Genomic DNA, 16,029 nt, shown 5'->3' with positions numbered 1-16,029 from the left:
GCCACATTCACGGCACCCCACCCCACCCACGCGACCGCCATCCGGGGCACCCCACCGGGAGCACCCGCCCAGACCCCCTCCCCACCCCGATCCCCGCCAAAAACACGGCGAAGGCCTCCATGTCAAGGCATCTTTCCCGCCTTGACATGGAGGCCTTCGCCGTCGTCACACTAAAAAATCGGGGTGGGAGCCACCTACGCAGTCAGGTACCGCGCATAAGCCGACGTAGTGAAGAACGCAGGCAGCTTCTCCCCCAGAGCCGTCTCCACGAAGATGTCCCGCGCGTCGTCCAGCCGGTTCCCCGGCCCCAGCTCCGCGTGGATACGCCCCAACTCCTCACGCAACAGCTCGAAGGCCAGCTCGGTGGTGACCGCGGTGCCGTCGGCGAGCTTCGTGCCGTTGCGGATCCACTGCCACACCTGGCAGCGCGCGATCTCCGCGGTGGCCGCGTCCTCCATCAGGTTCGAGATGCCCGCCGCGCCGGTGCCGCGCAGCCACGAGTCGAGGTAACGCAGGCCGACGTTGATGTTGGCGCGCAGCCCGTCCTCGGTGACCTCGCCACCGGCGCTGGCCACGTCGAGCAGATCCTCGGCGGTGACCACGACGTCCTCGCGCAGCTTGCCGAGCTGGTTCGGCCAGCCGCCGAGCACCTCGTCGAAGACCTCGCGGCAGACCGGGACCAGGCCGGGGTGCGCCACCCACGAACCGTCGAAGCCGTCACCGGCCTCGCGCACCTTGTCCTGGCGCACCTTCTCCAGCGCGTTCGCGTTGACCTCGGGGTCGCGGCTGGGGATGAACGCGGCCATGCCGCCGATGGCGTGCGCGCCGCGCCGGTGGCAGGTCTGCACCAGCAGTTCGGTGTAGGACCGCATGAACGGCACGGTCATGGTGACCTGCGCGCGGTCCGGCAGCACGAAGTCGGCGCCGTGCTCGCTGAAGTTCTTGATCACGCTGAAGATGTAGTCCCAGCGCCCGGCGTTCAGCCCGGCCGCGTGCTCGCGCAGTTCGTAGAGGATCTCGTCCATCTCGAACGCGGCGGTGATCGTCTCGATCAGCACGGTGGCCCGGATCGCGCCCTGCGGCAGGCCGATCTCGCGCTGCGCGAAGCGGAAGACGTCGTTCCACAGCCGCGCTTCGCGGTGGTTCTCCAGCTTCGGCAGGTAGAAGTACGGGCCGCGGCCGCGGGCGAGCAGCTGGCGCGCGTTGTGGAAGAAGAACAGGCCGAAGTCGACCAGGCTCGCCGAGACCGGGCGGCCGTCGATGCGGATGTGCTTCTCCACCAGGTGCCAGCCACGCGGGCGGGCGACGATGGTGGCCGGCTCGTCACCGATGGTGTAGCGCTTGCCGTTCTCGCCGGTGAAGTCGATGTCGCGGCGGATGGCGTCGTAGAGGTTGAGCTGTCCGTCGATCATGTTGTGCCAGGTGGGGGCGTTGGCGTCCTCGAAGTCGGCCAGCCACACCTTGGCCCCGGAGTTGAGCGCGTTGACCGTCATCTTGCGGTCGGTCGGCCCGGTGATCTCCACCCGGCGGTCCTCCAGGCCGGGGGCCGCGGGCGCGACCTGCCAGGAGTCGTCACCCCGGATGTGCGCGGTCTCCGGCAGGAAACCGAGCTTCTCCTCGCCACTGGCCAGCTTCTCCCGGCGCAGGCGCCGCTCGTCGAGCAACTCGCGGCGGCGGCCGGCGAACTCGTTGTCCAGCTTGGCCACGAACTCCACCGCGGCCGGGGTGAGGATCTCGTCGAACCGGTCGGCGCTCGGACCGGTGAGGTCGATGCGGTAGGCGAGCTTGTCGGACATCTGGTTCCTCCGGGAACTGGCTTTCTCGAGAGAGAGAAGGAGAGGGAGGGAAGCCGCCGGGCGCCCCAGTCGTGCGGGCGACTACCAAGGGGGCGGGCCCGGCGGCTTCCTGGCTCGATCCCGCTTTCGCGGGGGTTCGGGGGTCGTCCCCCGAGCTGGACTCAGTGGAACTGGGCTTCTTCGGTGGAGCCGCTGAGCGCGGTGGTCGAGCTCTCCGGGTTCAGCGCGGTGGCCACCTGGTCGAACCAGCCGGTGCCGACCTCGCGCTGGTGCTTGGTGGCGGTGTAACCCCGCTCCTCCGAAGCGAACTCGCGCTCCTGCAGGTCCACGTAGGCGGTCATGCCCTCGTTCGCGTAGCCCTTGGCCAGGTCGAACATCGAGTAGTTCAGGGCGTGGAAGCCGGCCAGCGTGATGAACTGGAACTTGTAGCCCATGTGCCCCAGCTCGCGCTGGAACTTGGCGATGGTCGCGTCGTCCAGGTGCTTCTTCCAGTTGAACGACGGCGAGCAGTTGTAGGCCAGCAGCTGGTCCGGGAACTTGGCCTTGATCGCCTCGGCGAACTTGCGGGCCACCTCCAGGTCGGGCTCGGAGGTCTCCATCCACAGCAGGTCGGCGTACTGGGCGTAGGCGAGGCCGCGCTCGATGCACGGCTCGATGCCGTTGCGGACCTTGTAGAAGCCTTCCGCGGTGCGCTCACCGGTGATGAACTGCTGGTCGCGCTCGTCGACGTCGCTGGTGATCAGCGTGGCGGCCTGCGCGTCGGTGCGGGCGATGATCAGCGACGGCACCCCGGCCACGTCCGCGGCGAGGCGGGCGGCGTTCAGCGTGCGCTCGTGCTGCTTGGTCGGGATGAGCACCTTGCCACCGAGGTGGCCGCACTTCTTCTCCGAGGCCAGCTGGTCCTCCCAGTGCACGCCCGCGGCACCGGCCGCGATCATGCCCTTCATCAGCTCGAACGCGTTGAGCGGGCCACCGAAGCCCGCCTCGGCGTCGGCGACGATCGGGGCGTACCAGTCGATGTCGGTGTTGCCCTCGGCCCAGGTGATCTGGTCGGCGCGGCCCAGCGCGTTGTTGATCCGGCGGACCACCGCGGGCACCGAGTTGGCCGGGTAGAGGCTCTGGTCCGGGTAGGTCTGGCCGGACAGGTTCGCGTCGGCCGCCACCTGCCAGCCGGACAGGTAGATCGCCTTCAGCCCGGCGCGCACCTGCTGGACCGCCTGGTTGCCGGTGAGCGCGCCCAGCGCGTGGATGTAGTCCTCGGTGTGCAGCAGGTTCCACAGCTTCTCCGCGCCGAGGCGGGCGAGCGTGTTCTCCTCGACCACGCTGCCGCGCAGCTTGATCACGTCGGCCGCGCTGTAGGTACGGTCCACACCCTGCCAGCGGGGGTCGGTCTCCCACTGCTTGGCAAGCTCTGCCGCCGCCTGCTCCCTGTTGACCGTCTCAGCCATCGATCTTCCCACCTTTGCGAAACCTTTGCGAACGTTGCGATTTCTCGCTTCCTGTCTCGACCATGACATGCGCTGCGGAAACACGGCTACAGCTCCAATTTGCCAAATTTTGCAAACTTTTCGTAGCATGCGAGCGAAGGTTGCGAACGCGCAGTTCGCACACCTGCGGATTTCCCCCAGCTTGATCGTTCACTAGATCGTTCAGGTCGGGAAACCTTCCCGAAAGGATGGGTTCAGTGGACAAGACCTTCGCCGGCGCCAAGCTGCGCCACCTGCGCGAAACCCGCTCGATGAGCCAGGCGGACCTCGCCAGGCTGCTGGAGATCTCGCCCAGCTACCTCAACCAGATCGAGCACAACGCCCGTCCGCTGACCGTGCCGGTGCTCTTCCGCATCACCCAGGCGTTCGGTGTGGACGCCGAGTTCTTCGCGAACAACGACACCGCGCGCCTGGTCGCCGACGTGCGCGAAGCCCTGCTCGACGAGTCGCTGGGCGTGCAGGCGACCAACGGGGAGATCAACGAGCTGGCGACGAACCTGCCGTCCATCGCGCAGGCGCTGGTCCGGCTGCACCGGCGGTACCGCGACGCGGTGGAGAACACCGCCGCGCTGGTCACCGAGGACGGCAGCGGGGTGCACGGCAGCGCGGCCGGGCCGCTGCCGCACGAGGAGGTGCGTGACTTCTTCTACGAGCGGGAGAACTACGTCGCCGAGCTGGACGAACGCGCCGAACGGATGGCCGCCGACCTCCCGCTGCGCCGGGGTGAGGTGCTCTCCGCGCTGCGTGACCGGCTGACCGAGCGCTACGGCGTGCACGTGACCAGTGAAGGCATCGACGAGACGGTCGGCGAGCAGCACCGGTACGAGCCGCACGCGCGGGTGCTGCGGATGGCGCCGAGCCTGCGGGTCGGGCAGCAGGCGTTTCGCATGGCTTCGCAGATCGCGCTGCTGGAGTACGACGACCTGATCGCCGAGCTGGCGGATTCGTGGGCGTTCTCCGGTCCGGCCGCGCGCTCGCTGGCCAGGGTCGGGCTGGCGAACTACTTCGCCGGGGCGCTGATCCTGCCGTACGAGGCGTTCCACCGGCGGGCCGAGGAGTTCCGGTACGACATCGAGCGGCTGTGCGACCACTTCGGCGTCGGCTTCGAGACCGCCTGCCACCGGCTGTCCACCCTGCAACGGCCGAAGATGCGCGGGGTGCCGTTCTCGTTCGTGCGGGTGGACCGGGCGGGGAACATGTCGAAGCGCCAGTCGGCGGCGGGGTTCCACTTCTCGCGGGTGGGCGGGGCGTGTCCGCTGTGGAACATCTACGAGGCGTTCACCTCGCCGGGCAAGATCCTGACGCAGATCGCCTCGCTGCCGGACGGCAAGAGCTACTTCTGGATCGCGCGGACGATCTCGCGGAACATCGGCGGCTACGGGTCGCCGGGGAAGATGTTCACCGTCGGCCTGGGCTGTGAACTCCGCCACGCCCGGCGGCTGGTCTACTCGACCGGCCTGGACCTGGACGACCGGGCCGCCGCGACGCCGATCGGCATGGGCTGCAAGGTCTGCGAACGCCCGGCTTGCCCGCAGCGCGCGTTCCCCACCATCGGGAAGCAACTGACCGTCGACGAGAACACCAGCACCTTCGTCCCCTACCCGGCGGTCCCGAAGCCCTGACCGGACGGGGGCCGCCCCCGGCAATGCTATGAGTGGGGCATTACTAGCGTTGAATGCAAGTAATGCCCCACTCATAGCATTCGGCGAGGGGTGGCGGCGGGGGCTCGATCGGGCGGGGAGGGGCCGGAGTAGGTTCCCGGGGCATGCAGGGCGTACGCACGGCGGAAGTAAGCGCGGAGCTGGTGGACCAGGCCGCGGAACGGCTGTCCGGGGTGGTCACCCGCACCCCGCTCGAACCCAGTTCCCGTCTCTCCGCGCAGATGAACGCCCGCGTCTGGCTCAAGCGCGAGGACCTCCAGACGGTCCGCTCCTACAAGGTCCGCGGCGCCTACAACTTCATCGTGCAGCTCGACGAGGAGGTCCGCGCCCGCGGCGTGGTCTGCGCCAGCGCGGGCAACCACGCGCAGGGCGTCGCCTACGCGTGCCGCAGGCTCGGGGCCAACGGCCGCGTGTTCGTGCCGCGCACCACACCGCGGCAGAAGCGCGAGCGGATCGCCACGCTCGGTGGCGCGCACGTCGAGGTCATCGTCACCGGCGACAGCTACGAGGACGCCTCCGCCGAGGCCAAGCGCGAGGCCGAGCGCACCGGCGCCACCCTCGTCCCGGCCTTCGACGACCCCCGCACGGTCGCCGGGCAGGGCACGGTGGCCAGCGAGATCGTCGCCCAGCTCGGGTTCGCGCCGGACGTGCTCGTGGTGCCGGTCGGCGGGGGTGGGCTGCTCGCCGGGATCGTCAGCTGGATGCGCGAACGCCACCCGTCGACCCGGATCGTCGGCGTCGAACCGGCGGGCGCGGCCTGCCTGGCCGCCGCGATCGAGGCGGGCGAGCCGGTGCGGATCGAGACCGTCGACTCGTTCGTCGACGGCGCCGCGGTCGCCATCGCCGGTTCGGTCACCTACCCGATCATCCGCGACAGCGGCGCCGAGCTGACCACCGTCGAAGAGGGCGGGGTGTGCACGGAGATGCTGGAGCTGTACCAGTCCGACGGCATCATCGCCGAGCCCGCGGGCGCGCTGGCCAGCGCGGCACTCGGCGCGACCATCGAGATCGGCCCGCAGGAGACCGTGGTCTGCGTGGTCTCCGGCGGCAACAACGACGTCAGCCGGTACAGCGAGATCCTCGAGCGCTCACTGGTCCACAAGGGACTCAAGCACTACTTCCTCGTCGGCTTTCCGCAGGAGCCGGGCGCGCTGCGCCGCTTCCTCGACGAGGTGCTCGGCCCGGAGGACGACATCACCCTGTTCGAGTACGTCAAGCGCAACAGCCGGGAGACCGGCCCGGCGCTGATCGGGATCGAGATCGAGCGCCCGGCCGACCTGCCCGGCCTGCTGGACCGCCTCGACGCCAGCCCGCTCCAGGTGGAACGGGTGGAGCCGGGCAGTCCGCTCTTCCACTTCTTGCTTTAGCCGTCCAAGCGGGCCTCGGCCTCGGCGGCCGTGCCGATGTTCGGGCCGCGCGGCGGGATCCGGTCGTAGTCGGCCGGGTCCAGGGTGCGCACCTTCCCGCTGGCGATCGACGAGAGCATGCCGTCCAGACCGATGTAGACGGACCTGGTCAGCACCGCGCGGTACTGCTGCCCCAGCGTCTGCGTCTGCCCGCGGACCTCGAACAACACCGTGCCGCTGCCGTTCAGCGCGAACGAGCCCAGCCCGGTGCCGGGCAGGTTCGTGTCCTGCGGGTACAGCGTCACGTTGCCGAACACCGGCCGGTTGTTCGCCGCGCCCTGCAGCGCGTTGTTCACCGCCACGTTCAGCTGCTTCGAGTACTTGAGGTCGTACTTCGAGGCGTACTTCTCGTAGCCGGGGGTGGTCGCCGGGTCGTTGACGAACTTGCCCGAGATGGACAGCGTGACGAACTCCTCCGGGTCGTCCGGCATCACGTAGCAGGCGCCTTGGTGGTGCAGGTCGACGTAGGTGTCCACCTTGCCGAACTCGGCGGTCAGGCCGCGGTAGACGTCACGCACGATCGAGGTCTCCGGCGAGAGGTACCAGCCGGTCTGCGCCGAGGTGCCGGGGAAGTCCTCCTTGCGCGGCACGTAGTTCAGGTCGGGGTGGTAGTCGCGGTTGATGTCGAACCCGGGCCGCTTCGAGTAGTCGTCACCCTGGGTCGTGCCGGTGTAGTAGTTCCACGCCGGCTGGACCCCCCGCAGTTGCGGGTGCCTCGCGGTGACCTCCGGCCAGGTCATGTCGTTGCCGCGGCGGTCGAGTTCGGCGCCGTCCGGGTTCATCTTCGGGATGGCGACGATGGTCAGCTCGCTGCGCCAGCGCTTCGCCTTGGCCGAGTCGCTGGTGCCGACGAAGTCCAGGAGGTCGAGGAGGGCGTCGGTGCCGGTCTTCTCGTTGCCGTGGATCTCGCTGGTGAGCAGCACGGCCTTCGGGCCGGTGCCCACGCGCGCCGAGTGGATCTCGCGCCCTCGGTTGCTCCGGCCGATTTGCTCGACCTGCACCTTGCCGCCGCTGACGCGCTCGATCCGGTCGAGCTCCACGCCGAGCTCGCGGTGGTCGGTGAACTCGTTGATCGGCAGCTCGCGCGGGGTCTCGCTGCACTGGGCGGCGGCGGTGTAGAGGCCGTCGTCCGGCGCGGCGACCGCGGGGGCGGTGGTGCCGAGCAGGGCGATGCTGGAGAGGGTGACCAGGGCGAAGGCCGAACGTCTGCGTACTCGCACGAGCTGCTCCTCCGAATTCGCGGGGTGAGGCGCCCGATGCTAGTTAGTTAAGGCAACGAACGACAAGCCGCCGTTCGTCCGGTTCGCCTCAGTTCGAGGTCAGGTCGCGCAGCGTCTTCTCCAGTGCCTTGTCCGCCTTGCGGGCCATGTCGCGCACGGCCTCGCGGCGTTCGGCGTCGGCCTCGTAGTCGGCGCGCCGGTCGCGGACCACGCGCGCCGGTGACCCCACCGCGATCGCGTAGTCCGGGATGTCCCCGCGGACCACCGCGTGCGCGCCGAGCACGCAGCCCCGGCCCACGCGGGTGCCCTTGAGCACCGAGACCTTGGTGCCGATCCAGGTGTCCGGCCCGATCCGGACCGGCGACTTGATGATGCCCTGGTCCTTGATCGGCAGGGTGATGTCGGTGGTCACGTGGTCGAAGTCGCAGATGTAGACCCAGTCGGCGACCAGCGTGGCCCCGCCCAGCTCGATGTCGAGGTAGCCGTTGACCACGTTCTGCCTGCCGAAGACGGCCTTGTCGCCGATGCGCAGCGAGCCCTCGTGGCAGCGGATCGCGTTGCCGTCGCCGATGTGCACCCAGCGGCCGATCTCGAGGCGCCCGTAGCCGGGACGGCAGTGGATCTCCACGTCCTTGCCGAGGAAGACCATGCCCCGCAGGATGATGTGCGGGTTGAGCAGCCGGAACTTCAGCAACCGCCAGTACCGCACCAGGTACCAGGGGGTGTAGGCGCGGTTGCGCAGCACCCAGCGCAGCGAGTCGGCGGTGAGGAACCGGGCCTGCCGCGGGTCGCGCCGCGCCCGCCGCCACGCCTTCGCCCTGGCCACCACCGGGGAACCCCACATGGATGTCATGGGGCTGACCGTAACCTGTAGCCGTCGGCGGGTGACAGGCTAGGGAGCGGCAGTGGGCAGGAAACTGATCATCGACACCGACCCCGGGGTCGACGACGCCTTCGCGCTGGCACTGGCCGCGCGCAGCGCCGAGGTCGAGCTCGTCGGCGTGACCACGGTGTTCGGCAACGTGCCGCTGGAAGCGACCACGGAGAACGCCCGCCGCCTGCTGAACCGCTTCGGCCGCGCCGACGTGCCGGTCGCCGCCGGGGCCGAGCGCCCGCTGGTCCACGCGCAGAGCCGCAGTTCCTCGGTGCACGGCGCGGACGGGCTGTCCGGCCGGTCGGCCTCGCTGGCCGCCGCCGAGCGCGAGCTGGAGACCGCCGACGCGGTGAGCATGCTGGTCTCGCTGCTGGAACGCACCGACGAGCCGGTGACCATCGCGCCGATCGGCCCCCTCACCAACATCGCCCTGCTGCTGGCCGCGCACCCGCGCATCCGCGACCGCATCGAGCGGCTGGTGATCATGGGCGGCGCGATCGGGCGCGGCAACATCACCGCGGCCGCCGAGTTCAACGTGTGGGCCGATCCCGAAGCCGCCCGCCGAGTGCTGGTCGAGGAACGCGTGCCGGTCACGCTGGTGCCGATGGACCTGACCCGCCGCTGCGCGGTGTCCACCGACTGGCTGGCCGAGCTGGCCGAGGGCAACGCGATCGGTGAGGTGCTGGTCTCGCTCACCGGCGACTACCTCGACCACTACCGCAAGGAACTGGGCTACGACGGCATCGTGCTGCACGACGCGGTGGCCGTGGCCGAGGCGATCCGGCCTGGGATCCTCGAGACCGAGCGGTACCCGGTCGACGTGGACTGCTCGTTCGGCCCGTACCGGGGCGCGACCCTGCTCGATCAGCGTCGTTGGACACATCGGGAAGCGAACGGCGAGCCGGAAGGGCCGTCGATCGAGGTGGCCGTCGACACCGATCTCGACGGCCTGCGCAAGTTCGTGCTCGACGGGATCAGGGGGTAGTGGTGGCGGAGGAATCCAGGCAGCGGCCGTTCCGGCGGGCACTGGTCATCGCGGTGGTCGCGGTGGCCGTGGCGACCGGGGTGTTCGTGCTGGCCAACCGCCCGGACGGCGCGCCGCTGGCGAACAGCACGGGGGCCGCCGGCACGGCGCCGCCGGTGACCACCGAACCACCGGCACCGCCGTCGACCCCGCAGCCGCAGCCGGGCGCCGCGGCACTGCCCGCGTCGCCGGGCAAGGCGCTCGACGACTGGGCCGCGAAGTACTCGACCTGGCTGGAGATCCCGCAGCGCTCGATGCTCGCCTACGCCAAGGCGACGATCACCATGAGCCAGGAGCAGCCGGAGTGCCACGTGTCGTGGGTGACGCTGGCAGGCATCGGCAAGAACGCCACCGACCACGGCCGCGCGGGTGGCGGCGTGATCAACGAGGACGGCCGCCCGGCGCAGCCGATCGGCACGGTGGAACTGCTCGACTTCAACGGCACCGTGGTCTCCGAACTGGACGCCAACGGGCCGATGCAGCTGACCCCGGCCGTCTGGGACAAGTGGGCGCGCAGCGCCAGTGGCGCGGGCACGCCCGATCCGCAGAACCTCGACGACGCCGCGCTGACCGCCGCCCGCGCGCTGTGCGCCGACGGCCGTGACCTGTCGGACGGCCCGACCTGGTGGAACGCGGTCAGCTCGCTGCAGGACGCGCCGCTGTTCCTGCACCGCGTGCTGGCCACCGCGAACGTCTACGGCACGGTCGCGAAGACCGACGCGCCGCCGAAGACCTCGGTGCTCAAGGCGGTCTACTTCGCCATCGAGAAGATCGGCCTGCCGTACGTGTGGGGCGGCAACGGCATCGAAGGCGGGCACGAGGGCTTCGACTGCTCGGGCCTGACCACCGCCGCGTACGGGAACGCGGGCATCACGCTCAAGCGCACCGCGCACTGGCAGTACGGCAGCGTGCCGCTGGTGCCGGTGGCGGAGGAACCGCAACTGGGCGACCTGGTGTTCTTCGGCAACCCGTCGACGAAGATCCACCACGTCGGCATCTACGTGGGGAACAAGCAGATGGTGGACGCGCCGACGTTCGGGCAGGCCGTGCAGGTGCACGCCTACCGGCGCCCCGGCGACGACTACGCCGGGGCGGGCCGTCCTTCCGCCTAAAGGAGTGGACGGGGTGGTGCGCGGGCTTGTAGCTTGCGGTCGACCGTGACACCACCCGAGGAGGTGAGACCCATGAACGCTGTAGCGATGTGGGTGCTCCCCCTTCCGATCACGGCCGGGCGATCGACGTAGGTGTCGCCGGGAGCGCTTCGACCACTCCCGAAAGGCAACACCTCAATGATTGACGTGATCATCGCCGGGTGCGGGCCGACCGGCGCGGTATTGGCCGCCGAACTGCGGCTGCACGATGTACGGGTACTCGTGCTGGAAAAGGAAACCGAGCCCGTCTCGGTCGTCCGCATCGTCGGACTGCACATTCGCAGCCTCGAACTGATGGCCATGCGCGGACTACTGGATCGTCTTCTCGAACACGGAAGACGGCGTCCGGCAAGCGCGTTCTTCGCCGCCATCGACAAACCCGCGCCCCCGAACATCGATTCCGCGCATGCCTACCTGCTGGGCATTCCGCAGCCGGTCATCGTCCGCATTCTCGAAGAACACGCGGTCTACCTCGGTGCGCAGGTCCGGCGTGGTGGCGCGGTGGCCGGTTTCGAGCAGGACGACGAGGGCGTGACCGTCGAACTGACCACTGGTAAGCAGCTGCGTACGCGTTATCTCGTCGGTTGTGACGGCGGGCGCAGTATTGTGCGCAAACTGCTCGGCGTCGACTTTCCCGGCGAGCCGTCGCGGACCGAGACACTGATGGGCGAAATGGAATTCGGGGCGCCGCAAGAGGAGATCGCCGCCAAGGTGACCGAACTCCGCGAAATCCACAAGTCCTTCAGCCTTCAGCCTTTCGGTGAAAGAATCCATCGCGTCGTGGTTCCCGCTGCGGGAATCAGCGCGGAACCGCCCACCCTCGACGATTTCCGGCAAGCGCTGCACGCCATCGCCGGAACCGATTTCGGCGTGCATTCCCCGCGTTGGATGTCCCGTTTCGGGGATGCCACCCGGCTGGCCGACCGCTATCGGGTCGGGCGGGTGCTGCTGGCCGGCGACGCGGCCCACATCCACCCGCCCGCCGGCGGGCAGGGCCTCAACCTCGGCGTCCAGGACGCGGTCAACCTGGGCTGGAAACTGGCCGCCCAGGTCCGCGGCTGGGCGCCGGACGCCCTGCTGGACACCTACCAGGCCGAACGTCATCCGGTCGCCGAAGAAGTGCTGGACAACACCCGCGCCCAAGTGGCGCTTTCGTCCACCGAGCCGGGCCCGCAGGCCCTGCGGAGACTGCTCACCAAGCTGATGGACTTCGACGAGGTGAACCGCTACCTGCTCGAGAAGATCACCGCGATCGGGATCCGCTACGACTTCGGCGAAGGCCCCGACCTGCTCGGCCGCCGCCTGCGCGACCTCGACGTGGAGCAGGGCCGCCTCTACGACCTGCTGCACCACGGCCGCGGGCTGCTGCTGGACCGCACCGGACGCCTGACCGTCGGCGGCTGGTCGGACCGGGTCGACCACCTCGCGGATCCCACCGCGGCACTGGATGTCCCTGGCGTCCTGCTCCGCCCCGACGGCCACATCGCCTGGATCGGCGACGACCAACAGGACCTGGACACCCACCTCCCCCGCTGGTTCGGCAAACCCACCGCCGCCCGAATGCTATGAATGGGGCATTACTAGCGTTGAATGCAAGTAATGCCCCACTCATAGCATTCGGCGGGGTGGGTCGCGGGGCTGCTATCGCGTCAGGTGCCGTCGGCGGCTTCGATGACGTGGTCCAGGACCTCGCGTGAGCGGGCCAGGTCGGCCATCATGCGGTCGATCCGCTCGCGTTCGGCGGTGAGGTCGGCGACCAGCTGAGCGTCCGCGAGTTCGGAGGGGCCGCCGTCGGCGTCGCGCAGGCACGGGAGCAGGCGCGCGATCTTCCTGCTGGGCAAGCCGGCGGCGAACAACTCCTGGATCCGGATGACCCGGTCGACGGCGGCCTCCGGGTACTCGCGGTGCCCACCCCGGGTGCGCGACGAGGTGAGCAGGCCCTGCTGCTCGTAGTACCGCAGCGAACGCTCGCTCACGCCGGTGCGGTGAGCCAGTTCACCGATCCGCACGCCGCCTCCCGGCCCGAAAACAGTTGAACCTGACACTGGTGTCAACTTCTACCGTAGCCCGCATGAGCAGCGAACCCGTGCTCGCGCGCCCGGAGCACCACGGCCAGCACCGGCAGCAGCAGCACCAGTGCGGCCACCGGGAACGCACCGGCACCGAAGTGGTCGAGCAGCAGGCCGCCCGCCACGCCCCCACCGGCCATCGCCGCGTTCCACAGGGTCACGAGCATGGCCTGCGCGGTGTCCGCGGCGTCCCCGCCCGCCTGCCCGGCGGCGGTCTGCAGCAGCGTCGGCACCCCGCCCCAGCCGAGTCCCCACAACGCGACGGCGAGGAACACCAGCGTCGCGTCGCCCGAGAACACCCCGAGGATCGCCGCCGCCACGCCGACGAGCACCGTGCCCGCGATGGTCAGCGCGCGCAGCCGCCGGTCGATGAGCGCGCCGACCACCCAGATGCTCACCATCGACGCGATCCCGAAGATCAGCAGCACCAGGTCGACCGAAGCACCGAGGCCCGCGCGCTCCAGGAAGGTGGCGATGTAGGTGTACAGGATCGTGTGGGCCAGCACGAAAACCAGCGTCACCGCCAGGATCGGCGCCACACCGGGAACGGCGAGCGTGCGCCGCAGCGGGATCCGGCCGCCGCCGGTCTGCCCGGGGAAATCCGGGACCGCCACGGCGATCCAGCCCAGCAGCACCACGGCGAGCACCGACATCACGCCGAAGGAGGCTCGCCAGCCCACCGCGCCGCCGAGGAACGTCCCGGCGGGCACGCCGAGCGAGAGCGCGAGCGGGATGCCCGCCATCACGATCGCGATCGCCTTGCCCTGCAAGCGTTCGGGCGCGAGCCGTCGGGCGTATCCGGCCAGCAGTGCCCAGACCACACCGGCCGCGACCCCGGCGACGAACCGGGCGACCATGGTCAGCGCGTAGTCCCCGGACACCGCGGTGACCGTGTTGGCCACCGCGAACCCGGCGACCCCGGCCAGGAGCAAGCGTTTGCGCCGCCAGCCCGCGGTGGCCACGGTCAGCGGGATCGCGGCGAGCGCGGTGCCGATCGCGTAGATGGTCACGGTCTGCCCGGCAGCCGATTCGCCGACGCCAAGGTCGGTGCTCAGCGCGGGCAGGACCCCGGCGGGCAGCGCCTCGGTCAGCACGGTGATGAACGCGGCGGTGGTCAGCGCCAGCAGGGCGGGCAGCGGGAGTCTCATGCCGCCCATGCTCGAACCGTCACACCGGTGTGAAGGTCAACCACGAACCCAGTGAGGTGGCACACATGCGCATCGGCGCGCTGTCCGAGCGGACCGGCATCCCCCGCCGGCTGCTGCGGTACTACGAGGAACAGGGGCTGATCGTCGCCGATCGCCTGCCGAACGGTTATCGCGACTACGCCGAGTACAACGTGGACCGGGTGGCGCAGATCCGCGGGCTGCTCGACGCCGGGCTGCCGACTCGGCTGATCAAGCAGATCCTCCCCTGCCTGAACCGGCCGCGCGCGATCCACTTCCCCGACGCCACGCCGGAAATGCTGGCGGCGCTGGAAAACGAGCGGGACCGGATCGCCGGTCGCATCGACTGCCTCGTCCGCAACCGTGACGCCATTTCCGGCTATCTGGACGCCGTGCGCGCCTACCGCTGAACGCCGAGCGCGTCGAGCAACCACGCGTGCGCCTGGCCGATGGTGACCTCCTCGCCGGTCACCTCGCCGACCAGGTCCCAGTACCGGCGCAGGCGCGGATTCCGTTCCACCGCTAGTTTCGCGTGCAGTGAGCGCCGGAATTCCGGGGTGTCGCCGGTGCGGCCGAGTACGGCGTAGGCGTCGACGAACCGGTCGAGCGCGGCGCCGGGTTCGGGCCGCTGCCCGGCGAGTACGAGTGGCCGGGCCAGGTCGCAGGCCACGCCGACGCCGTCGTGCAACGCGGCCTGGTCGGCGATCCGCGGCCGTCGGCGCAATCCGGTCCGCAGCTGGGCGTCGTCGACGAGCGCGACCATTTCCGCGTAGGCGACCACTTGGGCCGGTGACGGGTCTTCGGGTGGCGTCGGCACGCTGCTGGCGAGGAACATTTCGACCGTGTCCGCGGGCGCTGGGCCGAGGAAGTCGTTGCGCCAGAAGCCGGTCAGCACTTCGCGGGCCGCGCGGCCGTCCCCCACCGCGGCGAGCAGGTCCAGGCGTGCGCCCGTCTCGACCGCGCGCAACGAAGCACGGCGCCACGCGAGGGCCGCGAGTTCGGCGTCGAGCGCGGCCCGTTCGGCGGTGACCGCTTCGGCGACCGACCGCTGCCCGGCCAGCACCTGCCGGATCGACGGCAACCCCAGCCCGAGCCCGCGCAACCGGCGGATGAGCGTGAGCCGCTCGACCGCGGTGACGTCGAACCGGCGGTGCCCGCCCGCGCTGCGCACCGGTTCGAGAATGCCTTCGTCGCAATAGAAGCGGACCGTGCGCACGGGCACGCCGGTGCGCCGGGCCAGCTCACCGATGCCGAGTACTGTGATCGCGGTCACCATTCGTCGAACCTCCACCCCGGTGGAATTCCTACGGTAGGGGACATGGACCTCACCTGGCTCACGAACGCCCTGCACACCCACACCGCCGGCTTCGCCGAGGCCGCCGAGGGCGGTGACCCGGCCGCCCGCGTGCCGACCTGCCCGGAGTGGCGGCTGCGGGACCTCGTCGGGCACATCGGCCAGGCCCACCGCTGGGCCGCGGGCATGGTGCGCACCCGGGAACCGGCCGCGGTGCCCGACCCGCGGGAAGCCGATCCGCCGGCGGACTGGACCCGCTGGCTCACCGAAGGCGCCACCGAACTGGCCGAAGCCGTGCGGACCACCGGCGCCGACACCACGGTGACCACGCTCCTCGGCCCCGGCCCGGCGGTGTTCTGGTTGCGGCGCATGCTGCACGACACCGTGATCCACCACGCCGACGCCACCTTCACCACCGGCCGGACCACCTTCGAAATCGCGCCGGACGTCGCCACCGACGCGATCGACGAAGGCCTGGGCCTGCTGTCCGCGCCCGGCGTCGAAAAGGTCAAACCGGGATTGGCCGAACTGGCGGGCAACGGGGAGAAACTGTTGCTGCGCGCGGAAACCACCGGCTGGCTGATCACCAGAACCCCTTCCGGGGCGACCTGCTCCCGTACCGTCGGCGACGCGGACGTCACGGTCGAGGGCAGTGAGCGCGACCTGCTGCTGGTGCTGACCCGGCGCCTCTCCCCCGACCAGCTCACCGTCACCGGCGATCGCGCCCTGCTCGACCACTGGCTCAGCCGAACCGCCCTCTGACCGCCGGTCAGCCGACGCCTCAACTGGACCTGTGCACCTGGGGACGGGTGACCCGCCCCGGTTGGGGCCCGGCTCGCCTGCTGATGTGCCCTCGGGTTGACAGGCAGCCGGATGGCTGC

Annotated in this window: 14 protein-coding genes; 7 read left to right on the top strand and 7 right to left on the bottom strand. The window is 70.1% G+C overall.

The window, feature by feature from the left end:
- Positions 1-194: 194 nt before the first annotated feature.
- On the bottom strand, positions 195-1,796 hold the full coding sequence (gene aceB / locus L3Q67_RS18925) for a malate synthase (RefSeq protein ID WP_499190740.1): 1,602 nt from the start codon (positions 1,794-1,796) through the stop codon (positions 195-197).
- A gap of 161 nt (positions 1,797-1,957) precedes the next feature.
- On the bottom strand, positions 1,958-3,244 hold the full coding sequence (aceA, locus tag L3Q67_RS18920; RefSeq protein WP_499190739.1) for an isocitrate lyase: 1,287 nt from the start codon (positions 3,242-3,244) through the stop codon (positions 1,958-1,960).
- Between the two features lie 236 nt (positions 3,245-3,480).
- Between aceA and L3Q67_RS18915 the strand changes: the two genes are divergently transcribed.
- Entirely contained in the window at positions 3,481-4,905 is a 1,425-nt protein-coding gene (locus L3Q67_RS18915) for a short-chain fatty acyl-CoA regulator family protein (RefSeq protein WP_499190738.1), read from the top strand.
- Positions 4,906-5,048: 143 nt separating this feature from the next.
- A complete protein-coding gene (gene ilvA / locus L3Q67_RS18910; protein ID WP_499190737.1) occupies positions 5,049-6,311 on the top strand; it encodes a threonine ammonia-lyase in 1,263 nt (420 codons plus the stop codon).
- Here ilvA and L3Q67_RS18905 read toward each other — a convergent pair.
- Together L3Q67_RS18905 and L3Q67_RS18900 are read right to left on the bottom strand one after the other, a co-directional pair.
- Positions 6,308-7,516: a M14 family zinc carboxypeptidase gene (locus L3Q67_RS18905; RefSeq protein WP_499191576.1), complete on the bottom strand. Its 1,209-nt coding sequence runs from the start codon at positions 7,514-7,516 to the stop codon at positions 6,308-6,310. The two genes, ilvA and L3Q67_RS18905, sit on opposite strands and share 4 nt — an antisense overlap.
- Before the next feature lie 142 nt (positions 7,517-7,658).
- Positions 7,659-8,423, bottom strand: coding sequence for an acyltransferase (locus L3Q67_RS18900; protein ID WP_499190736.1), 765 nt, complete (start codon positions 8,421-8,423; stop codon positions 7,659-7,661).
- Between the two features lie 52 nt (positions 8,424-8,475).
- Here L3Q67_RS18900 and L3Q67_RS18895 point away from each other — a divergent pair, with 52 nt between their 5' ends.
- From L3Q67_RS18895 to rox, 3 genes are all read left to right on the top strand, one after another.
- Positions 8,476-9,429 carry a nucleoside hydrolase gene (locus tag L3Q67_RS18895; protein WP_499190735.1) on the top strand — a complete coding sequence of 318 codons (954 nt, stop codon included), beginning with the start codon at positions 8,476-8,478 and terminating at the stop codon, positions 9,427-9,429.
- A gap of 2 nt (positions 9,430-9,431) precedes the next feature.
- On the top strand, positions 9,432-10,580 hold the full coding sequence (locus L3Q67_RS18890; protein WP_499190734.1) for a C40 family peptidase: 1,149 nt from the start codon (positions 9,432-9,434) through the stop codon (positions 10,578-10,580).
- A gap of 177 nt (positions 10,581-10,757) precedes the next feature.
- Positions 10,758-12,188: an FAD-dependent monooxygenase gene (gene rox, locus L3Q67_RS18885; RefSeq protein ID WP_499190733.1), complete on the top strand. Its 1,431-nt coding sequence runs from the start codon at positions 10,758-10,760 to the stop codon at positions 12,186-12,188.
- Positions 12,189-12,268: 80 nt separating this feature from the next.
- Here the strand turns inward: rox and L3Q67_RS18880 are convergent, their stop codons facing one another.
- Together L3Q67_RS18880 and L3Q67_RS18875 are read right to left on the bottom strand one after the other, a co-directional pair.
- Positions 12,269-12,628 (bottom strand): MerR family transcriptional regulator, encoded by a 360-nt coding sequence (locus tag L3Q67_RS18880; RefSeq protein WP_499190732.1) that lies wholly within the window; start codon positions 12,626-12,628, stop codon positions 12,269-12,271.
- 41 nt (positions 12,629-12,669) lie between these two features.
- On the bottom strand, positions 12,670-13,836 hold the full coding sequence (locus L3Q67_RS18875; protein WP_499190731.1) for an MFS transporter: 1,167 nt from the start codon (positions 13,834-13,836) through the stop codon (positions 12,670-12,672).
- 65 nt (positions 13,837-13,901) lie between these two features.
- On the opposite strand from L3Q67_RS18875, the gene L3Q67_RS18870 reads away from it, so the two are divergent.
- Positions 13,902-14,264 carry a MerR family transcriptional regulator gene (locus L3Q67_RS18870; protein WP_499190730.1) on the top strand — a complete coding sequence of 121 codons (363 nt, stop codon included), beginning with the start codon at positions 13,902-13,904 and terminating at the stop codon, positions 14,262-14,264.
- On the opposite strand, the gene L3Q67_RS18865 is transcribed toward L3Q67_RS18870, so the two are convergent.
- Positions 14,255-15,130 (bottom strand): MerR family transcriptional regulator, encoded by an 876-nt coding sequence (locus tag L3Q67_RS18865; RefSeq protein ID WP_499190729.1) that lies wholly within the window; start codon positions 15,128-15,130, stop codon positions 14,255-14,257. The two genes, L3Q67_RS18870 and L3Q67_RS18865, sit on opposite strands and share 10 nt — an antisense overlap.
- A 42-nt stretch (positions 15,131-15,172) precedes the next feature.
- Between L3Q67_RS18865 and L3Q67_RS18860 the strand changes: the two genes are divergently transcribed.
- Entirely contained in the window at positions 15,173-15,910 is a 738-nt protein-coding gene (locus L3Q67_RS18860) for a maleylpyruvate isomerase family mycothiol-dependent enzyme (RefSeq protein WP_499190728.1), read from the top strand.
- Positions 15,911-16,029: the final 119 nt, after the last annotated feature.

The organism is Saccharothrix sp. AJ9571, assembly GCF_021725495.1.
In the GTDB taxonomy this organism is placed as follows: Bacteria; Actinomycetota; Actinomycetes; order Mycobacteriales; family Pseudonocardiaceae; genus Amycolatopsis; species Amycolatopsis magusensis.
Note: the sequence above shows the minus strand (reverse complement) of the source record. Positions and strands in the feature narration are given on the sequence as shown.

Bases quoted from the DNA above. Each gene is read 5' to 3' on its own strand.
- L3Q67_RS18860 (WP_499190728.1), top strand. From the start codon at position 15,173: ATGGACCTCACCTGGCTCACGAACGCCCTGCACACCCACACCGCCGGC.
- rox (WP_499190733.1), top strand. From the start codon at position 10,758: ATGATTGACGTGATCATCGCCGGGTGCGGGCCGACCGGCGCGGTATTG.
- L3Q67_RS18900 (WP_499190736.1), bottom strand. From the start codon at position 8,423: ATGACATCCATGTGGGGTTCCCCGGTGGTGGCCAGGGCGAAGGCGTGG.
- aceB (WP_499190740.1), bottom strand. From the start codon at position 1,796: ATGTCCGACAAGCTCGCCTACCGCATCGACCTCACCGGTCCGAGCGCC.
- ilvA (WP_499190737.1), top strand. From the start codon at position 5,049: ATGCAGGGCGTACGCACGGCGGAAGTAAGCGCGGAGCTGGTGGACCAG.
- L3Q67_RS18865 (WP_499190729.1), bottom strand. From the start codon at position 15,130: ATGGTGACCGCGATCACAGTACTCGGCATCGGTGAGCTGGCCCGGCGC.
- aceA (WP_499190739.1), bottom strand. From the start codon at position 3,244: ATGGCTGAGACGGTCAACAGGGAGCAGGCGGCGGCAGAGCTTGCCAAG.
- L3Q67_RS18875 (WP_499190731.1), bottom strand. From the start codon at position 13,836: ATGAGACTCCCGCTGCCCGCCCTGCTGGCGCTGACCACCGCCGCGTTC.
- L3Q67_RS18870 (WP_499190730.1), top strand. From the start codon at position 13,902: ATGCGCATCGGCGCGCTGTCCGAGCGGACCGGCATCCCCCGCCGGCTG.